Below are 19,198 nucleotides of genomic sequence, written 5' to 3' on the forward strand. Positions count from 1 at the left end.
CGGTGCGCCGGATCCATCACGCCCCGCCCCGCCCCGGCTGGGCCGAGACGAACCGCTCGCTCGGGCTGGTCTTCAACGACACGGTGCGCGAGGACGGCGCCGTGCAGTCGTACTGGCGCGAGGGGCCGTTCTACGACTTCGACCTCGACGAGATCCTCGTGCTGGAGCAGGCCGCCGCGACGTTGCAGCGCATGTGCGTCGCGGCGGGCGACCATATCGTGGCCGGCTGCCCGCGCACCGACCCGGCGGTGCGCCGTGAGGCGTACCTGACCTCGGTATGCACCCCGGCGACGTGCCGGCTCAGCCGCGCCGGGGTGCCCGAGTTCGCGCACGAGCAGGTCATCCGCACCTGGTACGACGCCAGCCCGCAGACGTGGACGCACGGCGACAAGGACCTGTTCGGCGCGCACGCGCACACCCGGCACAGCCCCGACTTCTCACCGAGCGTCTACGGCCGCTTCGACATCCGGTACGGCGGCAAGGGCACCACCCCCAAGCTGCTGGAGTACAACGCGCAGACACCGACGTCGCTGCTGGAGGCGGCCGTGGTGCAGTGGCGGTGGCTGGAGGACACCGGCCGCACCCTGCACCCCGAGCGGCAGTGGACCAGCGTGCACGAGCGCCTGATCGAAGCCTGGCGGCGCAACCTCGGCGAGCTCGTCGCCGCCCGCCCCTGGCTGCCGCAGCGCCCCACCGTGTACTTCGCCTACGACGGCACCGAGGCCTCCGGCGAGGACCTGATGACCGCGGGCTACCTGGCCGAGACCGCCCGGCAGGCCGGCTACCCGGTCGAGCTGATCGAGGTGGACCGCATCGGCGTCGACATGGCCGACGGGCGCATCGTGTACGAGCCCAGCAAGGGCGCGCAGGCCACGCCGATCGACGTGATCTTCCTGCTCTACCCGTGGGAGTGGCTGTGGCACGAGGAGGGCGGCCGGCCGATCTTCGCGGACATGGCCGACCCGAACAAGCGCGGCACGGTCTGGATCGAGCCGCCGTGGACGGCCGCGCTGTGGTCCAACAAGGCGCTGCTGCCGGTGCTGTGGGAGCTGTACCGCGACGACCCGGTGCACCGCGAGCTGCTGCTGCCCGCGTACTTCGCCGACGCGCGGCCCGCGGGCATGACCAGCTACGCCCGCAAGCCGATCTGGTCGCGCGAGGGCGCCAACATCGAGCTGGTGCGCGACGGCGCGGTGCTGGCCAGCACCGGCGGCGACTACGGCGACGCGGGCATGATCTGCCAGGAGCTGTGCGAGCTGCCGTCGTTCGACGGGCCCGGCGGGCCGTACCATCCGGTCCTCGGAGTCTGGATGGTCGACGGCGAGCCGGCCGGGATGGGCATCCGCGAGGGCGTCGGCACCGACGGCCTGATCACCCGCAACGGCGCCTGCTTCATGCCGCACACCATCGGCTCGCACCAGTGCTGAGCCGTCACGGGGCCGGCGGCAGCTCCTCGGGCGGGGTGTAGCCGCCGGCCCGCTCGGCCAGCAGCTGGCCGAACACGCCGCTGAACGCGCCGCAGTCGCGGCACAGGAAGTTGTCGTCGAGCGGGCCGCCACAGAAGTCGCAGCGCCCCTTGTCCCGGGGGTCGTGGAACACGCGCAGCGCCTCCACCAGCGCCTGCACCACCGGCTCGGACAGCGCGAGCCGCTCCTCGCGCTCGCCCACGCGCACGACCAGCTCCTGCACCGCGGGCGCGGTGCGGTCCAGCGCGTGGATGCGCTGCGTGAAGTCACGCAGCGCGTTCAGGGCGTCCTCGGACGGGCGCAACGCCACCGCACACCTCCTCGGTCAGGCGACGCCGTTCAGCCTACGGTGCAGCTCGCGCAGCTCGCCCGCCAGCTCCGGGGCGGGCCCGTCGACCACGATCCCCGGCGCGACCTGCTGGATCGGCAGCGGCCGCACCGGCCCCGGCGCCAGCCCCATCTCCTCCCGCCACGCGGTGAGCTGCTCCGACGAGCTGGCGTACACGATCCGCCCCAGCCCGACCCAGGCGTGCGCCGCGGCGCACATCGGGCAGTGCTCGCCGGAGGTGTACACCGTCGCCAGCGCCCGATCGGCCGGGCTCAGATGCTCCGCCGCCCACCGCGCGATCTCGAACTCCGGATGCCGCGTCTCATCCCCCGACGCCACATGGTTGTGGTCCTCGAACAGCACCGTCCCGTCCGGGCCGACCAGCACCGACCCGAACGGCTCGTCCCCGACCTCCAGCGCCAGCGTCGCCAGCTCCACGCACCGCCGCAGATACATCAGATCCGTCTCGTCGACCACAGTCCACTCCGTCCCGCTAGATCATCCGACTTGCCTGGCACATGGGCGTATCCACGCGCAAGATTCGCACAGTTGCCAGGCAAGTCGGGCGATCTTGGCGGCAGATCTAGCGCGGCGTCCAGCCGGTCGCCGTGACGACCTCGGCGGCGATGTCGACGACGGTACGGCCGTCGGTCGCGACCCGCACCACGGACGCGGGCGCGTCGCGGTCCAGCCGGGCCGCCGCGCGGGCACTGCGCTCGACGTGCACGGCGTAGCCGCCGCCCTGCTCGCGTGCGGCGAGCCGCCCGTTGGCCACCTCGTCGGAGGCGGTCAGCAGCACGCGGGTGAGCCGCGTCGGCGCCGCCAGGGCCTCGGCGAGCTCGTCGGCGTACAGCACGCTGACCGTGTTGGTGTAGACCAGCCGGCGGTAGCCGCGCGCGGCGAAGTTGCGCCACAGCGCGGCCAGATTGTCGAGCGTGATCTGGGCGCGGTCCGGATCGCCCTCGGGCGGCGGGAACACCTGGCCCAGGAAGTCGCCCTCCAGGTAGCAGTGCGCCACCCCGGCCGCGTCGAGCTGTGCGCACACCTCCCAGCCGACGGTGGACTTGCCCACCCCCGACCGCCCGCCGATGAACAGCACCTCGACGTGTTCCTCCATCACCGCCCCATGATGTCGACCCGGCCTGTCCGTGTCGCCCGTATATCGCGGAGCGCGACAACTTCTGGGTTGTCGGGACAACCCACAAGTTGTCGCGCGTGGGCGACCGGTCGGCTCGCCGTCCGCTCCGTCGGCCGCGGGGTAGGGCTGTCCCTACCGTCACGTCGGCGGGTAGCGGGATGGGATCGGCGCGACCGGGCGCATAGCGTCTGCGGCATGACGATCCTGCAGCGGCTCGGCCGTGACGCCGCGTACAACCTCCTGGGCCTGCCCCTGGCCATCGCCTCGTTCTCGCTGGGCGTGACGCTGTTCGCGGCCGGGGTGGGCACGCTGGTGACGTTCTTCATCGGGATCGCCCTGCTCGCGGCCGCGGTGCTGACCGCCCGCGGGTTCGCCGACATCGAGCGGCTGCGCCAGCAGCACCTGTACGGCCGCCCGGTGCCGCGCCCCCACTACCGCCGGGCGGCGCAGGGCGCGGGCTGGATCCGGCGCCTGCTCGCACCGCTGCGCCAGGGTCAGAGCTGGCTCGACCTGCTGTGGGCGGTGCTCAACCTGCCGATCGCGATCATCGCGTTCGTGTTCACGGTGACCTGGTGGGCGGCGGCGCTCGGCGGCCTGACCTACTGGTACTGGGGCCGGTTCCTGCCGGAGGAGGACGGGCAGAACGTCGTGGTGGAGGTGCTGTTCGGCGCCGACACGGCCGCCAACCGGCTCACCTTCCACGTCCTGATCGGCGCGTTCGCCCTGGTCACGCTGTACGGCGTGCAGCGGGGCGCGGCGGCGCTGCAGTCCGGGTTCGCCTCGATGATGCTGACCCGGCTCGCGCAGCTGCAGGGCCGCATCGACGACCTGTCGCAGGGTCGGGCCGCGGCGGTGTCCGCCGAGGCGGTGGCGCTGCGCAAGCTGGAGCGCGACATCCACGACGGGCCGCAGCAGCGCCTGATCCGGCTGGCCATGGAGCTGTCCCGGGCCCGGCGGCAGCTCGCCGACGACCCGTCCGCTGCCGCGTCGACCATCGACGGCGCGCTCGGCCAGGCCAAGGAGACCCTGGACGAGCTGCGGGCGCTGTCGCGCGGCATCGCCCCGCCGATCCTCGCCGACCGCGGCCTGGCCGCCGCGCTGACCTCGCTGGCCGAACGCTCGACCGTGCCGGTGGAGCTGGACGTCGCGGTCGAGGGCAGGCTGCCCGCCGCGACCGAGAACGCGCTCTACTTCGCCGCGGCCGAGGCGCTGTCCAACATCGCCAAGCACAGCGGGGCCGCCTGCGCCCGGATCGAGCTGACCGAGCAGGATGGTCGCGTGTACCTGATGGTGACCGACGACGGCGCGGGCGGCGCGCACCTGGCCAAGGGCCACGGCCTGGCCGGTCTGGCCGACCGGCTGCGCGCGGTGGACGGCGAGTTCGCCGTGGACTCCCCGGCGGGCGGGCCGACGATTCTGGTCGCGCAGGCCCCGGCGACCGTGCCGGTGGCGTGAGCCGGATGCGCGTCGTCGTCGCCGAGGACAGCGTGCTGCTGCGCGAGGGCATCGTCCGGCTGCTGGCCGAGGCCGGGCACGAGGTCGTCGCCGCGGTCGGCGACGGCCCCGCGCTCGTCGCGGCCGTGGCCGAGCACACCCCGGACGCCGCGGTCGTCGACGTACGCATGCCGCCCACCCACACCGACGAGGGCCTGCGCGCCGCGGTGCGGGTCCGCCGGGACACGCCGGGCACCCGGGTGCTGGTGCTGTCGCAGTACGTCGAGCTCGCGTACGCCGACGAGCTGCTCGCCGACGGCCGGGGCGGGGTCGGCTACCTGCTCAAGGACACGGTGGTCGACGTCGACGGCTTCCTCGACGCGCTGGCCCGGGTCGGCGCCGGCGCGACCGTGCTCGACCCGCAGGTGATCTCGCAGCTGATGCTGCGTGGCAGGAGGGACCCGGTGCAGGAGCTGACGCCCCGCGAGCGGGAGGTGCTCGAGCTGATGGCGCAGGGCTGGTCCAACACCGCGATCGGGCGGAAGCTGGTGGTCAGCGACGGCGCGGTGGAGAAGCACATCGGCAACATCTTCACCAAGCTCGGCCTGGCCCCCGACGGTGACCAGCACCGGCGGGTGCTGGCCGTGCTGGCCTACCTGCGCTCCTGACGCCGAGCGGGAATCCGGCGGCCGGTGCCCGCAACCAGGTGCGGGCGCGGGGCGTCATCATGAGCATGAATCGGGTTGTCCGCGCCGCCGCCACGGTGATCCTCCTGGCGATCCTGGTGCCGCTGCTGGTGCTGTCGTCGGCGGCCGTCGGGCCGGCGCCACGGCACTGGTCGGGCGTCTCCCTGTCCGGGTGGGAGCTTCCGCTGGTCGACGCCCGCCCGCGGCAGGAGCCGGGAACCGTCCGGGCGCCGCACCTCGACGCCGTCACCGACCGGCTGATCGCGCGGGGGGACGGCGGATGGCAGGCCGTGGTGCCGCTGCACGACGGCTCGGTGTACGTCGAGACGACCCGGCTCGACCCGTCGTTGTTCGCGGAGCTGGGTCGGGACTTCGGCGGCGACCGGGTGAGCGTGGTCTACGCGCCGCTGGCTCCGCAGGTCAGCCCGGACGGGGGCGGCGGCGTCCCCGCGCAGACGCTCTGGCAGCGCACGGATCCGCTGGTCACCTGGGCGACCCTGATGTTCGGCTTCCCGTGGCAGCTCGGCGCCGCGCTGCTGCTGACCGCTGTCGCGTACGTGGTCGCCGCGCGGGCACGCCGTCGGCGCGCTGCCGGCACGGCCGCCGTCCCCGCCGGCTGACCGGCGCGGCGTCCGGTCGACCCGCACCGGTGGCCGCCGAGAGCGCTACCGGTCCTGCCACGGGGCGGCGGCCTGGTCCAGGGGCAGGAACAGCGACGGCTGGCGGTCCCGGTTGCCGTCGTGCACCTCGGGATCCCACAGGAAGCGGCCGGATCCGTCCGGCCAGACCAGCTGCACCATCGGGAACGGTGGTCGCTGGTAGTAGTCGATCGCCGCGCCGAACAGCCGGGGATACCAGCTGTCGTGCACGGGCGCGATGCCCAGCGTGTCGTGGTGGCCGCCCATGACTCCGGTGCGGACCCGGCCCGGCTCCAGCGGGTCGCCGTCCCTGATCTGCCCTGCGACCGTGTTGACGTACCGGGTCGCGTACTGGTGCGGCACGCCCACCAGGCACAGCTCGGGGCTGCCGAAGGTGTGCCAGAGCCCGATGCTGTACGCCCACTCGCCCGCCGGGTCGCCGAACACTCCGGTCACCGCCCAGCCATGGGTGCCGACCATGCGGACGTTGGCGGCGTCACGCGTGCCCGGTCGCCGCCACCAGCGAGGCGGTTCGCAGCGCAGGCAGTGGCATTCACGTTCGGGCGGCGGCACGGGCACCAGCGGATGCTACGCGGTGCGCGTGGTGTGGCTCAGCCCGGCAGCTTCGCGGCGAGCATCTGGACGTGCCGGATCTCCGGCGATTTGGCGAGCAGCTCACCGGCCCGGCCCATGAGCGAGCCGGCGATGTCGCCGTTCAGATGCGCCTGCAGCGCCGCCTCGTCGCCGAACGCGTCGAACAGGCCGAACGTGGTCTCGTCGATCCGGAAGCAGAACCACGCCACGGTGCCCGGCTCGCCCTCGGCCAGCGAAAGGGCGCCGGCCAGGAACGAGGCGACCTCCTCCTCCTTGCCGGGCGCGGCATGCAGCGTCGCCAGCAGACCGACCGTGACCATGTGCGCTCCCTGTGGCTGGTGGTGTCCGGCGGGTTCGGCCAGTGGTCACCGCGGCGCTCGTCGGCGACCCGATCGCGAAGACCTCGGCTCGTCACCAGAGACGTTAGCGACATTTGCCCGCCGACACCTGGATTGCACTCCTTTGCCCTGTGCGGTGATCACGGTCTGGGGGTGCTGACACGCCGTCGAACACGTCCACAAGTTCATGATCAACGCGGTGGATGGTGGGGTGTGGTGGGTGGTGGGGCCTAGGGTGGGGGTGTGGGGGAGCGGGCTGGCGGGGGTCGGCGGGTGCTGGTGACCGGGGCGACCGGGTACATCGGCGGGCGGCTCACGCCGCGCCTCATCGAGGCGGGGCACCGCGTGCGCTGCATGACGCGCTCGGCGAGCCGGCTGCGCGACGTGCCCTGGGCGGCGCGGGTGGAGGTCGCCGAGGCCGACGTGCTCGACCTGGCCGCCACCCGCCAGGCGCTGCGCGGCATCGACGTGGCCTACTACCTGGTGCACTCGCTCGGCTCGCGGGGCTTCGAGGCGATCGACCGCCGGGCGGCGCAGACCTTCGCCGCGGCGGCGCTGCAGGAGGGCGTCAAGCGCATCGTGTACCTGGGCGGCCCGGTGCCCGAGCCGTCCGCGGACGGCACCGCCGGCTCGGCGCACCTGCGCTCCCGCGACGAGGTCGCGGCGATCCTGACCGCGTCCGGCGTGCCCACCGTGACGCTGCGGGCCGCCGTGATCATCGGCTCGGGGTCGGCGTCGTTCGAGATGCTGCGCTACCTCACCGAGCGGCTGCCGGTCATGGTCACGCCGCGCTGGGTGAGCAACCGGATCCAGCCGATCTCCGTGCGCGACGTGCTGCACTACCTGGTGGGCTGGGCGAGCGTGCCGGGCGAGGTGAACCGGTCGTTCGACATCGGCGGACCCGACGTGCTGACGTACCGGGAGATGATGCAGCGCTACGCGCACATCGCCCACCTCAACCGCCGGGTGATCGTGCCCGTGCGGACGCTGTCGCCGTGGCTGTCCTCGCAGTGGGTCAACCTGATCACCCCGGTGCCCGGCGCGATAGCCAAACCGCTGGTCGAGAGCCTGATCCACGAGGCCGTGTGCCACGACCACGACATCAGCCGGTACGTCGCCGACCCGGCGGGCGGCCTGAAGCCGTTCGACGAGGCGGTCCGGCTCGCGCTGCTGAAGATCCGCGACGCGGAGGTGGAGACCCGCTGGTCGACCGCGACCTGGACCCGGGCGGCGGCCGAACCGCTGCCCACCGACCCCGACTGGTCCGGCGGCAGCGTCTACATCGACCACCGTACGCAGCAGGTGAAGGCCCCGCCGCGAGCGCTGTGGAACGTGGTCACCAGCATCGGCGGGGAGAAGGGCTGGTACTCGTTCCCGCTGGCCTGGTCCGCGCGGGGCTGGTTCGACCGGGTGATCGGCGGGGTCGGGCTGCGCCGCGGCCGCCGCGACCCGGTCGAGCTCTACACCGGGGAGGCGCTGGACTTCTGGCGCGTCGAGGAGATCGAGCCGGGGCGGCTGCTGCGGCTGCGGGCGGAGATGATGCTGCCCGGCCGGGCCTGGCTGGAGCTGCGCGTCTGCGACGACCCGGCGGGCAGCCGCTACGAGCAGCGCGCCGTGTTCATCCCGCGTGGCCTCGCCGGGCACCTCTACTGGCGCTCCATCTCGCCGTTCCACGCCATCGTCTTCGGCGGCATGGCCCGCAACATCGCCCGCGCCGCCGAACGCGGCTGACCCTCAGCGGGTGAGGACGTCGCCGAGCAGGTCGACGAGGGCGGCCGCGCAGGCGCCGTCGGGATCCTTGGCGGGGTTGTAGCAGCCGATCGAGACGCCGGCGAGCGCCGCCGACCCGGTCAGCGGGCGCATCAGGTCGCGCAGGTCGGCCAGGCGCAGGCCGCCGGACATCAGGTAGTCGGTGGCGGGGAAGGCATGCTCGTCGAGCACGTCCACGTCCAGGTGCACCCAGTACGGCCCGCCGGCCGCGAGCAGGTCACGAGCCTGCTGGCCCGCGTCGGTCATGCCCTGCTCGTGCAGGTCGTCGGGGGTGGACTCGGGCGGGTAGCCGAGCTGCTCGGGCAGCACCGAGCCGTACTCGACGGCCTCGTGCCGGTCGCGCGCCCCGAGCAGGCGCAACCGGTCCGGCGTGACCAGCGGGCCGCCGACGGCGTCCACCCAGTCGACCGGCCCGTGCCCGGTGATTACGGAGATCGGCATGTCGGCGGGCTCGCCGGTGGGGGAGGTGCGCCCGTCGTAGAGGTCCAGGTGCCCGTCCAGGTACGCCAGCCCGATGCCGCCGAGCGCGTCGCGGGCCCCGGCCAGCGCGGCCGGGAGCAGGGTGCAGCAGCCGCCCAGCACCAGCGGCCGGTCCCCGGCGGCGACGAGCTCGCTGACGCTGCGGCGTACCACGTCGGTCATGGCGCGCACGGAGGGCCAGGCGAGCACACCGGTGTGCGCGTCGCGGACCTTGCCGACCAGGCGCACCGGCAGGTCCCCTGCGTCGCGCCCGCCCACGGCGCCGACCAGGCCGGCGGCGCGCAGCGCGCCGGGTGCCAGCTCGGTGCGCAACGGCGGGTCGCCCGCCTCGGGCACCCCGACGCAGTCGATCGGCACCCCCACCACAGTGATCATGGTGACAAGTCTTGTGCGGCGACGCGGCGGCGGCAAGCAGGCTCGCGCGGCGCGTCTGCGGTCGCCGCCACCACTGACCGCAGGTCGGCAGTTCCTGTGGGCTCGGCAGGGCCAGGATCGGCACCGCTCAGCGGCGGTGGTCGTCGATCAGGAACAGGGCCAGGCCCATGGTCAGCAGCGCGGTCGCCACCCATACCGCGGCGTCACCGAGGCGGACCGTGGCCAGCCCGCCCAGCACCGCCCCGGCGGCGAACGACGCGATGGCGGGCCACAGGCTGCGCGCCCGGGCGGCCGCCTCCCGGTCGTGGCGCACGACGGCGCCGTACGCGGCCTGCGCGGCGTTGCGCAGGTTCGTCGTGGTGACCGTCGTGTTGAACGTCCACCGGCCGATGAGGCCGAAGCAGGTGATCTGCACCGAGGCCACGAACGCGATCAGCACGGCGACCAGGTCGTCCGGCGTGGCCGGCGGCAGCAGGCCGACCGCGACCAGCACCAGGATCTCCAGCAGCAGCGCGGCACGGGCGGGCCGTCGCAGCACCGCCGCGACGCGGGGCAGCTGGATGGTCTCGGCGACCCACACCCCGACGATGAACGCCGCGATCGGCGGCACGTGGCGCAGCGCGGCGGCCCAGTCCGACTGCGCCGCGGTCACGCCGAGCAGCACGACGTTGCCGGTCTGCGCGGTGGCGAACACCCCGCCCCGGCCCAGGAAGGTGTACGCGTCGAGGAAGCCCGCGGCCATGGTCAGCAACGCGATCAGCCGCAGCGACCGTGCGGTCAGCCGCGCTCCGCCCGCGTCGTCCGTCAACACGTCCCCCGATCACCCTGCCTGGCCATGATCCCCCGGGTCGGGGCGGCCGCCGGGCAACTCCGGCCGACTCGCGGACCGCCGCTCGCCCGGCCCGTTCTGTCCTGGATTCCGCCTGCTCGCGCCGGTCGTCCGCCGTAGGGTGGTGTGGTGGCCCGGAACAGCTCCAGGCGCGTCTGGGGACGCGACACCGTGGAGTTCGGCCGGGTGACCGCGTTCAGCGACGGCCTGTTCTCGATCGCGATGACGCTGCTCATCGTCGAGGTCACCGTGCCGCACCTGGTCGAGGAGACGAGCACGAAGGAGCTGGCGGCCCGGCTGGACGAGCTGGTGCCGAACTTCGTCGGCTTCTTCGTCTCGTTCACGCTGATCGGCCGCTACTGGGTGGCGCACCATCAGATGTTCAGCGTGCTGCGCGGGGTGGACTACCCGCTCATCATCCGCAACCTGGTGTACCTGGCCTTCATCGCGTTCCTGCCGTTCCCGACCGCGCTGCTCGGCCGACTACTTCGGCAACCCGCTGGCCCTGAGCGCGTACGCGGTCGCCGCGGGCATCGTCAGCGGCCTGGAGGTGGTGCTGCTGCGCTACGCCTGGAAGGCGAGGCTGCTGCGGGTGCACGTCACCCCGGAGGTGATGCGCTGGGGCTCGATCATGTCGCTGTCCCCGGTGGTGGCGTTCGCGGTGTCCATCCCGGTGGCGTTCGCCAGCAGCATCGTCGCGGTGCTGATCTGGCTCTTCCCGATCCCGTTCGGCATCTACATGCAGCGCCACGCCCCGGAGGGCGCGGAGGTGCTGGAGTGAGCGGGGCTCAGCGGGCCGCGGCGACGGCCGGCTCGGCTTCGGCGGGCGCGGCGGCGGGCGTGCGCTTGGCGACCCAGCGCTCGAACAGCAGGCCCAGGAACGGCGGGATCGACGCGGCGCCGCCCACGACCAGGCGGCCGAAGCTCCACCGGTGCACCTTCGCCGTCCACAGCATGGTGGCGAGGTAGAACACGAACATCGCGCCGTGCACCCGGCCGAAGACGAACACGCCGAGGTCGTTCTTCACCACGATGTACTTGAAGAACATGCCGATGAGCAGGCCGACCCACGAGATCGTCTCGGCGATGGCGGCGTAGCGGAACCAGCGGCCTGCGGTGCTCGACATGGATTCTCCCGGGCGGTCGGCGGTGACGGAGTGATCATAGGCCCCCGCGGGAGCCCGTTTCGGGCCTCGCCACGCGCCTGTGACCGCCGCAACCCTAGGCCATGATCCACGAAGTTGCCTGGCAGATGTGCGAAAGGAACCTGAAGATACGCCCATCTGCCTGGCAAGTCGGACGATCTTGGGCGATCGGGGCATGGGATTGACTCGATGTTGTCGCCGCTCTACTTTGAACATGTGTTCAGAACAGATGTTCAGAATCACGTTGCACCCGTAGGGTCTCCGCGCACGCCGGCGGTCTCCCGGACGCGGGAGCTGCCGGGACGCCGTGACGTGGCGGTGCTCGGCGGAGGCCTCGCAGGCCTCGCCACCGCGCTGCGGCTGCAGGCCGCAGGGCTGTCCACGATCGTGTTCGAGGCGCACGGGCACGCCGGCGGCTGCGCCGGCTACTTCCGGCACCGCGGCTTCTCCTTCGACGTCGGCGCCACCACCCTGGTCGACTTCGCCCCCGGCGGCGTCGGCGCCGAGCTGCTGACCACCGCCGGCATGCCCGATCTCGACGCCGAGCACCTGCCCGGCTACGTGGCCTGGCTGCCCGACCGGGTCGTCACCCTGCACCGCGAGCAGCACCGCTGGCACGCCGAGCGGCTGCGCGCCCTCGGCGACACCCGGGCACACCGGCGGTTCTGGGCCGAGCTGGACCGGATCGCCGAGGTGTTCTGGGCGGCCAGCCGGTCCGGCATCCGGCTGCCGGTGCGCACCCCCGCCGACGCCCTGCACGACCTGCGGGCGGTGGGGCTGCGGCACCTGCCGCTGGTGCGCCACCTCGGCCGCACCATGGGCGACGCGCTGCGCGCGCACGGCCTGCGCGACCAGGACCCGCTCGTCGCGCTGCTCGGCATGCTGGTCGAGGACACCGTGCACAGCACCGTCGACCGGGCACCGCTGATCAACGCCGCGCTCGGGGTGACCATCCGCGGCGCGGGCCTGTCCCGCCACCGCGGCGGCATGCACGGGTTCTGGCGCGCGGTCGTGGCCCGCTACCGCGAGCTCGGCGGCGACCTGCGCACCGGGTGCCGGGTGCGGCGGGTCACCGGGCACGACGGCGCGTTCACCGTGCACACCGCGCGCGGTTCGGTCGAGGCCGGGGTTGTGGTCAGCGCGCTGCCCGCGCCGGTCACCGCCGAGGTGGCCGCGGGCACGCCGGTCGCCCACCGGCTGCGCCCGTACCTGGAGCGTGACGAGCCCGACCTCGGCGGGGCGGTGGTGGTGTTCCTCGGCGTGCCCGAGGACGAGGTCGCCGGGCAGGAGTTCACCCACCACCAGCTGATGCAGGACTACGCCCGGCCGCTGGGCGAGGGCAACAACATGTTCGTGTCGGTCTCGGCACCGGGCGACACGGTCAGCGCCCCGCCCGGTCACCGCGCCGTCATGATCTCCACCCATACCGAGCTGGCGAGCTGGCGGGGGCTGTCCGAGGGGGAGTACGCCGAGCGCAAGCGCGAGATCGGCGAGCGCCTGCTCGGGTACGCCCGGCGGGTGTATCCGCGGCTCGGCGAGCGGGCCGTGGTCTGCCAGGTCGGCACGCCGCGCAGCTACGAGCGGTTCACGTGGCGGCCGGGCGGGGCGGTCGGCGGGGTGCGCCAGACGCTGCGCAACGCCAACCAGTCCGCCGTGCCGCACCGCTCGGGCCGGCGCGGGTTCTGGCTGGTCGGCGACTCGACCTGGCCGGGGCTGGGCACGGTCGCCTGCGTGCTGGGCAGCCGCCTCGTCGCCGACGACGTCCGCCGCCATGCCCGCACCCACGGGGGTGTGCGGTCATGAGAAGTGGGCTGCCCAGCCTCGGCGAGGTCGGGGCCGACCTGCTCGCCGTCTCGCCCTGGCGGACCCGGGTCGCGCTGCTGCGGCCGTACGCGGGAATCCTGGTCTTCGCCCTCGTCGCCTGGGCGGGGTGGTGGTGGCTGACGCCGCTGGTCGTCTTCGGGATCTTCGTGGCCGTGGTGACGGTGACCCACGACGTGGTGCACCGGGCGCTCGGGCTCACCGCCCGCCAGTCCGACTGGGCGCTGTTCCTGATGGGACTCGTGCTGCTGGAGAGCGGCCACGCCTACCGGTCCACCCACCTGCAGCACCACCGCCTGTTCCCCAGCGACGAGGACCCGGAGGGCTACCCGGCGGAGCTGTCGCTGCTCGGTGCGGTGGTCTACGGGCCGGTGTTCCTGGTCCGGCTGTGGTGGTGGTCGTGGCGGCGGGCGCGCGACGACCGGGCGCTACGGGCGTGGCTGCTGGCCGAGGCCGTGGCGCCGATCGCGGCGGTCACCGGGGGTGTGCTGCTGTGGCCGGTCACCCCGGCGCTGCTGGCGTACGCGGTGATGGCGATCGTGGGCAGTTGGGTCTACCCCTTGCTCACCGTGTACCTGCCGCACCACGATTACGGCGACGAGCCGCTCACGCAGACGCGTACGCTGCGCGGGCGGGTCATCCCCGCGATCTTCCTCGAGCTGACCTACCACCTGGAGCACCACCTGTACCCGCAGATCCCCAGCCACCGGCTGCCCGAGCTGGCCCGCCGCCTCGACCCGCACCTGGCCGCGGCCGGCGTACGCCCGATCCGGGTCATCTGATGCCCCGTGCCGACACCCGGGCGCGGGTGCTGCAGGCAGCCGTACGCACCCTCGCCCAGGAGGGGTACGGCCGCTGCACCGCCCGCGCCGTCGCCAAGACCGGCGGGTTCGCGCCGGGCGTCATCTACTACCACTTCGCCGACATGGACGACCTGTTCACGGCGACCGCGCAGTACACCAGCGAGGCCCGGCTGGCCCGCTACCGGGCCGAGCTCGCCGAGGTCGCCACGGCGGCCCAGACGCTGGCCGCGCTGCGCCGTCTCTACGACGAGGACGGCTCCGCCGGGTACATCGCCGCGGTGCAGGAGCTGGTCGCCGCCGCGAACGCGAACGCGCGGCTGGCCGAGCAGGTGAAGGTCCAGACCGCGCAGTGGCAGGACTTCGCCACCGGGATCATCGAACGCCTGCTCGCGGGCACGCCGCTGGCCGAGGTGATCCCGGTGCGCGAGGTCGCCACCGCCGCGGTCGCGCTCTACCTCGGCATGGAGATGCTGTCCCACCTGGAGGCGCACCGGCTCGGCCCGGACGCCCTGTTCGACGCGGCGGAGCGGTTCGCGCCGCTGGTCGACATGTGGCGGCTCGGCCTGCTGTCCGAGTCCTGACCCGGTCCACGGCCATCGGCTCGCGGCGACAGCCTGGGCAGTGGCACGGGTGAGTCATCACCGCGCGAGGAACGCACGCACCAGGGCGAGGCCTTCGGCCGGTGCCTGGCGCAGCACACCGTGGCCGACCCCGGGCAGCACATGCACCTCGACGCGGGCGTTGGGCAGCGCGTCCGGCAGCCGCCGGGCCGCCTCGGCGGGCGACACCGGGTCGTGCTCCCCGGACAGGACCAACACCGGGCAGGTGACCTCGGACCCGTACGGGCCCAGCTCGGCGGGACCGCACCCGCCTCGTCGGAAGTGGTCGCGCACGTCGTCGTTCATCCGGGCGCGGGCGACGCGTACCGCCAGGTCACCGGACGCCGCCTGCGTGCCGTAGAGCGGCAGGCAGTGTTCCCGCCAGGCGGCCGCCGCGCACTCCGGCTTGACCAGGCTGTGGTCCGCGCCCGGACCGCCGTGCAGCAGCACCAGCGTCGGCCGGACCGCCATCGCGTCGCCGTCGGGCCGCAGCGCGCTGCCGTCCACGTCGAAGAAGAGCCGGACGTCTCCGATGGAGATTCGCATGTGGCCATCCTGGCCCACTCCCGGAGGTCCCGCCGCCCCCCTCGATGCGTACGAGGCGGGTAGCGCGGGAGACGACCGGCTCAAATGGACACGGTGGTGGCGTGCGCGGGGTGATCCGTCGCATTGTGCCGGCCCCGCGGGGTGCGGCAGGGTGAGCGGATGGCGGTCTACGGGGCGGCGGCAGAGCCGCGGGTGCGGCGGCTCGGCCGGCTCTACGCGCTGCTGCGCGGCTGCGACGAGGGCGTGCTGTTCTTCCCGCTGGCCACGCTGCTGATGACCGATGCGGGCTTGTCCACGGCCGAGCTGACCACGCTGCTGATGATCTGGGGTGGGGTCGCGTTCGCGCTGGAGGTGCCCTCCGGCGCCTGGGCGGACACCTTCTCCCGCCGCAGGCTGCTGGCCTGCGGCGCGGTGCTGCGCGGCGTCGGGTTCGCGGTGTGGTTCCTGTGGCCGACCTATCCGGGCTTCGCGATCGGGTTCGTGCTGTGGGGCGTCCGCAGCGCCATCAGCTCCGGTACCAAGGAGGCGCTGCTCTACGACGAGCTGCGCGCGATCGGGGCGCAGGCCCGCTACACGGCGCTGGCCGGCCGGGCGGCGACCGTGGCGATGCTGTCCATGCTGGCGGCGAGCGCGCTGGCCGCGCCCGCCTACGCGGTCGGCGGGTACGGTCTGGTCGCGGCCGCGAGCGTGCTCGCCTGCCTGGGCAGCGCGGCGGCGGCGCTGGCGCTGCCCGAGCGGCCGCGTGCCGGCGAGGTGCACGAGCACGCCGGGTTGCGGGCGTACCTGCACACGCTGCGCAGCGGTGTCGCCGAGGTGCGCGCCGACCGCCGGGTGTGGCACGTGGTGCTGATCGCCGCCGCCGTGCCGAGCCTGAGCGCGCTGGACGAGTACGGCCCGCTGCTGGTCCGCGACCTCGGTGTGGCCACGGCAGGGGTGCCGCTGGTCATCGCGGCGATGATCGCGGCGATGGCGATCGGCAGCGCGCTCGCCGAACGCTGGCGGGCCACGCCCGCGGCGGTCGGCGCGACCATCGCCGCGGCCGGGGTGTGCCTGGCCGTCGGCGCGCTGGCCGGGGGGCTGTGGGGCCTGGTGCCGCTCGCGATCTGCTTCGGGCTGCTGCAGCTGACCCGGGTGCTGACCGAGGCGGCGCTGCAGGGCGCAATGAGCGGGCGCACCCGGGCGACGGTGCTGTCGGTGGCCGGGTTCGGCGCGGAGCTGGGCGCGCTGGCCGTCTACGGCGGGTTCGGTGTCGGCTCGCTGTGGCTGGGCATCGGCCCGCTGGCCGCGCTGTGCGCGGTGCCGATGCTGGTGGTCGGCCTGCTGGCGGCGCGCTGGCTGCCGGTGCCGGGCCCGGCTGTCGCCGAGCCCGCCTAGACTGTCCACTCCCGACCCGAGGAGATCGAGAACGTGGGCGACGCGCTCTGGTGCGTGGTGATTCCCGGCGGCTTCCTGGCCTGGGTCACCTTCATCGTCTGGGCGAACCTGCGGTCGGGTGACCGCTCGCCGGAGGGGTTCAGCGACGGCTCGTCCGGCTCGCACCACTCGGACACGTTCGGCGGCGGGTCCGGCGGTGACTCCGGGTCCGGATCGAGCTTCTGAACCCGGGAGGTTGACACGGCATAGAAACATGTCCACATGAATGTGGACGACGACCGTGAGCGCCTGCGCGAGAAGACACTGTCGGGACTCTGGCGCCGGATCGCGGGAGCGGTCGGGGCCGTGCTGCTCCTGATCGTGTGCTATCTCGGCATGCTGCGGTGGCCCGACGGCGAGCCCGGTCCCGTCAAGGTGGCGCAGGACCGGATCGTGGCGACCGCTGCCCTGTCCGCGTGCCTGTTGCTGCTCGGCTGGGCCGCTTTCGCGGCGGTGCGGGCGTACGTGCGCCACTGGTGGGCGGTCCTGGGGGCCGAGATCGTGCCGGCGAGGATCGTGGACAAGCACCACACCGCCGACGGCGAGGGCGGCGATCGGTGGGACGTCCGGGTCACCGGCCGGACGCTGGACGGGCAGACGTCGTTCCACCGGAAGGTCTACGCCGGCGTGCACGACCCGGGTCCGATCGGGACCTCGATCAGGGTGCGCTACCACGCCGGGCTGCGGCGGATCTCGACGGTCGAGCGCGGCCCCCTGGCCGTGGTCACCTCGGTCATCGGCCACCTGCTCGCCGTCGGCGGCATCGCGGTGCTGCTCTACTCGGCGTGGTCGGTCGCCCGTATCGCCGCCCGCCTCTGGTGGTGACCGGGCGCGGCGAACCCGTCGCGTGGCGGCCACGGATCATTCGCGTCGCGGCCATGTCCCGGAGTCATGTTACCGCTTAGTATCTCCATCCATCGATGGAAGGAGCGGTACATGCTCGACAGGTTCAGGGTCACCGGGCGATCCCTGGTGGTGGCCGTGCTGGCGGCGGGGCTCACCGTGGCGGGGCTCGCCGTGCCGTCACCGGCGGGGGCGGCCGTCACCCATGCCCAGCTCGCGCTGCGCTGGGCGCCGATCCACTACCAGGACGTCGACACGACCGGCAGCCACGCGCTGAGCGGCAGAGCCGACTACATCACGAGGGTGGACTTCGACGGCGACCTCAACGGGCGCAACAACTGGGATCGGGCGGGCCAGGCCGGGGTCTCGTTCGCGGCGCACGCCTACTACTCGGTGGTGGAGACGGGCACCCACTGGTACCTGACGTACTTGTTCTTCCACCCGCGGGACTGGACCGACCACCCGTTCTTCGAGACCGAGCACGAGAACGACGGCGAGGGCGTGCTGCTCGTCGTCGAGCGCGACGGCTCCGACCACGGCGTGCTGCGGGCGGCGATCACCGTGGCGCACGCCGACTTCTTCTCGTACACCCCGGCCGGCAGCACCTGGACCAGCGGCCGGGAGAGCGTCGACGGGACGCTGCGGCTGCAGGCCTCGCCGCACGACGGCTTCGCGCACCCGGTCACCGCGCAGGAGGCCAAGGGCCACGGCCTCAAGGCCCACCCGCAGTACGACATCAACGGCGACGGCATCATCTACTACCCGTCGACCACGGCCGAGACGCCGAGCAGCGGCAACGACCGCGACGTGCGCTACCAGCTGATCGACATCCACGCCGCGGGCGGGCTGTGGGCGCAGCGGGCCGACACCGGCCTGTTCGCGAGCCTGGGCACGTTCGCCGGGGACGACTCGGGCGACTGCGGCGCGGGCACCTACGACTGCACCACGAACTCGGCCAACGCGCCGTGGGGCTGGGACGACGGCAACGACCTGCCCGGCCGCGGCCAGCTCGCCACCGACCCGGCGAAGGTGGCGGTGGAGTATTTCACCGTCCCCGGCGCGCTGTCGCGGACGTACACGCACCACCCGTACACGTCCTGAGCTCGCGGAACGGCGTCCTCGTCAGGAGGGCGCCGTTCCGTGCAGCAGGCCCGCGAGCAGGCGGGGGAGGCCGTACTCGAAGACGGCGTCGAGGCTGAGGTCGAAGTCGTCGATCTCGGCGATGCGGGCGACCATCGGGAAGCGACCCGAGCCGATGACGCCGCCGAACAGCTCGCCCTGGCGCGCCATCCACTCGTCGCTGGTCAGGCCGGTGTGCTGGGCGGCCTGCGCCTCGGTCTCGAAGCCCATGGCCAGGCCGCGTACGAAGGCGAACAGGCTCAGGTTGACGTGCATCATCTCGGTCACCGACAGGCCGAGCGGGGCGAGCGCGGCGAGCACGAACTCGGTGTAGCGCATGCCGTGCGGGGCGATCTCCGGCCGGGTGATCGACATGGCCGGGGCGAGCCAGGGATGCCGGCCGAAGATCGCCCACAGCTGGCGGGCGGCCAGCTCCAGCTGCGCGCGGACCTCGCGCGGCGGCGTCGAGGGCAGCGGCGACTCCGCGAACGCCGCGTCGACCATCAACCGGACCAGGTCGTCCTTGCCGCGGACGTAGCGGTAGAGCGCCATCGTGGGCAGCCCGTGCTCGGCGGCCAGGCGGCGCATGGAGACCGCGTCGAGGCCCTCGGTGTCGGCGAGCGCGAGCGCGTGGCGTACCACCTGGTCACGGCTGGTGTCGGTGGGCTCGGCCCGGGGGCGGCGCTCCCGCCGGGTGGGCGGGGCCGGTGCGGCGGGCCGGGCCCGGTCCGCGACGACGGTGCCGACTCCGCGCACCGCGACGACCAGTCCCTCGGTACGCAGCGCGGCCAGCACCTTCGTCGACATCCGCGGCGTCGCCCGCGACGTCTGCG

23 protein-coding genes and 1 pseudogene are annotated in these 19,198 nt (G+C 73.5%); 14 read left to right on the plus strand and 10 right to left on the minus strand.

Annotated elements, in window-relative coordinates; genetic code table 11:
* Window positions 1-2 precede the first annotated feature (2 nt).
* Window positions 3-1,427, plus strand: a complete 1,425-nt coding sequence (locus AB0J67_RS07995; RefSeq protein WP_363477794.1) for a glutathionylspermidine synthase family protein — start codon at window positions 3-5, stop codon at window positions 1,425-1,427.
* 4 nt (window positions 1,428-1,431) lie between these two features.
* On the opposite strand, the gene AB0J67_RS08000 is transcribed toward AB0J67_RS07995, so the two are convergent.
* The 3 genes from AB0J67_RS08000 to AB0J67_RS08010 all read right to left on the minus strand — a co-directional run bounded on the left by AB0J67_RS08000 (window position 1,432) and on the right by AB0J67_RS08010 (window position 2,914).
* Window positions 1,432-1,776 carry a hypothetical protein gene (locus AB0J67_RS08000; RefSeq protein WP_363477797.1) on the minus strand — a complete coding sequence of 115 codons (345 nt, stop codon included), beginning with the start codon at window positions 1,774-1,776 and terminating at the stop codon, window positions 1,432-1,434.
* 15 nt (window positions 1,777-1,791) lie between these two features.
* Entirely contained in the window at window positions 1,792-2,271 is a 480-nt protein-coding gene (locus AB0J67_RS08005; protein WP_363477800.1) for a nucleoside deaminase, read from the minus strand.
* Between the two features lie 106 nt (window positions 2,272-2,377).
* Complete coding sequence (locus AB0J67_RS08010) at window positions 2,378-2,914, minus strand: AAA family ATPase (RefSeq protein ID WP_363477803.1); 537 nt, start codon at window positions 2,912-2,914, stop codon at window positions 2,378-2,380.
* A gap of 213 nt (window positions 2,915-3,127) precedes the next feature.
* On the opposite strand from AB0J67_RS08010, the gene AB0J67_RS08015 reads away from it, so the two are divergent.
* The 3 genes from AB0J67_RS08015 (at window position 3,128) to AB0J67_RS08025 (ending at window position 5,672) form a co-directional block, all read left to right on the plus strand.
* Window positions 3,128-4,387 carry a sensor domain-containing protein gene (locus tag AB0J67_RS08015; protein WP_363477806.1) on the plus strand — a complete coding sequence of 420 codons (1,260 nt, stop codon included), beginning with the start codon at window positions 3,128-3,130 and terminating at the stop codon, window positions 4,385-4,387.
* 5 nt (window positions 4,388-4,392) lie between these two features.
* A complete protein-coding gene (locus AB0J67_RS08020; RefSeq protein ID WP_363477962.1) occupies window positions 4,393-5,034 on the plus strand; it encodes a response regulator transcription factor in 642 nt (213 codons plus the stop codon).
* 65 nt (window positions 5,035-5,099) lie between these two features.
* Complete coding sequence (locus tag AB0J67_RS08025) at window positions 5,100-5,672, plus strand: hypothetical protein (RefSeq protein ID WP_363477809.1); 573 nt, start codon at window positions 5,100-5,102, stop codon at window positions 5,670-5,672.
* Window positions 5,673-5,717: 45 nt separating this feature from the next.
* Here the strand turns inward: AB0J67_RS08025 and AB0J67_RS08030 are convergent, their stop codons facing one another.
* The gene (locus AB0J67_RS08030) at window positions 5,718-6,269 is read right to left on the minus strand and encodes a DUF4262 domain-containing protein (RefSeq protein WP_363477812.1); all 552 of its coding nucleotides are present in this window, start codon (window positions 6,267-6,269) and stop codon (window positions 5,718-5,720) included.
* Window positions 6,270-6,301: 32 nt separating this feature from the next.
* Window positions 6,302-6,604 (minus strand): antibiotic biosynthesis monooxygenase, encoded by a 303-nt coding sequence (locus AB0J67_RS08035; protein ID WP_363477815.1) that lies wholly within the window; start codon window positions 6,602-6,604, stop codon window positions 6,302-6,304.
* Between the two features lie 261 nt (window positions 6,605-6,865).
* Here AB0J67_RS08035 and AB0J67_RS08040 point away from each other — a divergent pair, with 261 nt between their 5' ends.
* Complete coding sequence (locus AB0J67_RS08040) at window positions 6,866-8,353, plus strand: SDR family oxidoreductase (protein WP_363477818.1); 1,488 nt, start codon at window positions 6,866-6,868, stop codon at window positions 8,351-8,353.
* A gap of 3 nt (window positions 8,354-8,356) precedes the next feature.
* Here the strand turns inward: AB0J67_RS08040 and AB0J67_RS08045 are convergent, their stop codons facing one another.
* Both AB0J67_RS08045 and AB0J67_RS08050 read right to left on the minus strand, forming a co-directional pair.
* On the minus strand, window positions 8,357-9,247 hold the full coding sequence (locus AB0J67_RS08045; RefSeq protein WP_363477821.1) for an arginase family protein: 891 nt from the start codon (window positions 9,245-9,247) through the stop codon (window positions 8,357-8,359).
* 127 nt (window positions 9,248-9,374) lie between these two features.
* Window positions 9,375-10,058 carry a YoaK family protein gene (locus AB0J67_RS08050; RefSeq protein ID WP_363477824.1) on the minus strand — a complete coding sequence of 228 codons (684 nt, stop codon included), beginning with the start codon at window positions 10,056-10,058 and terminating at the stop codon, window positions 9,375-9,377.
* Window positions 10,059-10,262: 204 nt separating this feature from the next.
* Between AB0J67_RS08050 and AB0J67_RS08055 the strand changes: the two are divergent.
* A pseudogene (locus AB0J67_RS08055) lies at window positions 10,263-10,523 on the plus strand (TMEM175 family protein); the annotation flags it as partial.
* Between the two features lie 103 nt (window positions 10,524-10,626).
* On the plus strand, window positions 10,627-10,857 hold the full coding sequence (locus tag AB0J67_RS08060) for a hypothetical protein (protein WP_363477968.1): 231 nt from the start codon (window positions 10,627-10,629) through the stop codon (window positions 10,855-10,857).
* A gap of 7 nt (window positions 10,858-10,864) precedes the next feature.
* On the opposite strand, the gene AB0J67_RS08065 is transcribed toward AB0J67_RS08060, so the two are convergent.
* Entirely contained in the window at window positions 10,865-11,203 is a 339-nt protein-coding gene (locus AB0J67_RS08065) for a DUF3817 domain-containing protein (RefSeq protein ID WP_363477827.1), read from the minus strand.
* 330 nt (window positions 11,204-11,533) lie between these two features.
* On the opposite strand from AB0J67_RS08065, the gene AB0J67_RS08070 reads away from it, so the two are divergent.
* Genes AB0J67_RS08070 through AB0J67_RS08080 form a run of 3 tightly spaced genes read left to right on the plus strand, consistent with a single transcriptional unit; the run spans window position 11,534 to window position 14,426 of the window.
* Window positions 11,534-13,024, plus strand: coding sequence for an NAD(P)/FAD-dependent oxidoreductase (locus tag AB0J67_RS08070; RefSeq protein WP_363477830.1), 1,491 nt, complete (start codon window positions 11,534-11,536; stop codon window positions 13,022-13,024).
* The gene (locus tag AB0J67_RS08075; protein WP_363477833.1) at window positions 13,021-13,824 is read left to right on the plus strand and encodes a fatty acid desaturase; all 804 of its coding nucleotides are present in this window, start codon (window positions 13,021-13,023) and stop codon (window positions 13,822-13,824) included. The genes AB0J67_RS08070 and AB0J67_RS08075 overlap by 4 nt, the downstream gene beginning before the upstream one ends.
* Complete coding sequence (locus AB0J67_RS08080; RefSeq protein ID WP_363477837.1) at window positions 13,824-14,426, plus strand: helix-turn-helix domain-containing protein; 603 nt, start codon at window positions 13,824-13,826, stop codon at window positions 14,424-14,426. Before AB0J67_RS08075 ends, AB0J67_RS08080 begins: the two co-directional genes overlap by 1 nt.
* Window positions 14,427-14,483: 57 nt before the next feature.
* Here AB0J67_RS08080 and AB0J67_RS08085 read toward each other — a convergent pair whose 3' ends face one another.
* A complete protein-coding gene (locus AB0J67_RS08085) occupies window positions 14,484-14,990 on the minus strand; it encodes an alpha/beta hydrolase (RefSeq protein WP_363477840.1) in 507 nt (168 codons plus the stop codon).
* A 159-nt stretch (window positions 14,991-15,149) separates the two neighbouring features.
* On the opposite strand from AB0J67_RS08085, the gene AB0J67_RS08090 reads away from it, so the two are divergent.
* The 4 genes from AB0J67_RS08090 to AB0J67_RS08105 all read left to right on the plus strand — a co-directional run bounded on the left by AB0J67_RS08090 (window position 15,150) and on the right by AB0J67_RS08105 (window position 18,347).
* Entirely contained in the window at window positions 15,150-16,364 is a 1,215-nt protein-coding gene (locus AB0J67_RS08090) for an MFS transporter (protein WP_363477843.1), read from the plus strand.
* A gap of 33 nt (window positions 16,365-16,397) precedes the next feature.
* On the plus strand, window positions 16,398-16,589 hold the full coding sequence (locus tag AB0J67_RS08095) for a hypothetical protein (protein ID WP_363477846.1): 192 nt from the start codon (window positions 16,398-16,400) through the stop codon (window positions 16,587-16,589).
* Between the two features lie 36 nt (window positions 16,590-16,625).
* A complete protein-coding gene (locus AB0J67_RS08100; protein WP_363477849.1) occupies window positions 16,626-17,228 on the plus strand; it encodes a hypothetical protein in 603 nt (200 codons plus the stop codon).
* Between the two features lie 111 nt (window positions 17,229-17,339).
* On the plus strand, window positions 17,340-18,347 hold the full coding sequence (locus AB0J67_RS08105; protein WP_363477852.1) for a hypothetical protein: 1,008 nt from the start codon (window positions 17,340-17,342) through the stop codon (window positions 18,345-18,347).
* 21 nt (window positions 18,348-18,368) lie between these two features.
* Here the strand turns inward: AB0J67_RS08105 and AB0J67_RS08110 are convergent, their stop codons facing one another.
* Window positions 18,369-19,172, minus strand: a complete 804-nt coding sequence (locus AB0J67_RS08110; protein WP_363477855.1) for a TetR/AcrR family transcriptional regulator — start codon at window positions 19,170-19,172, stop codon at window positions 18,369-18,371.
* Window positions 19,173-19,198: the final 26 nt, after the last annotated feature.

This window comes from Catellatospora sp. NPDC049609, from assembly GCF_040675365.1.
Classification (GTDB): Bacteria; Actinomycetota; Actinomycetes; order Mycobacteriales; family Micromonosporaceae; genus Catellatospora.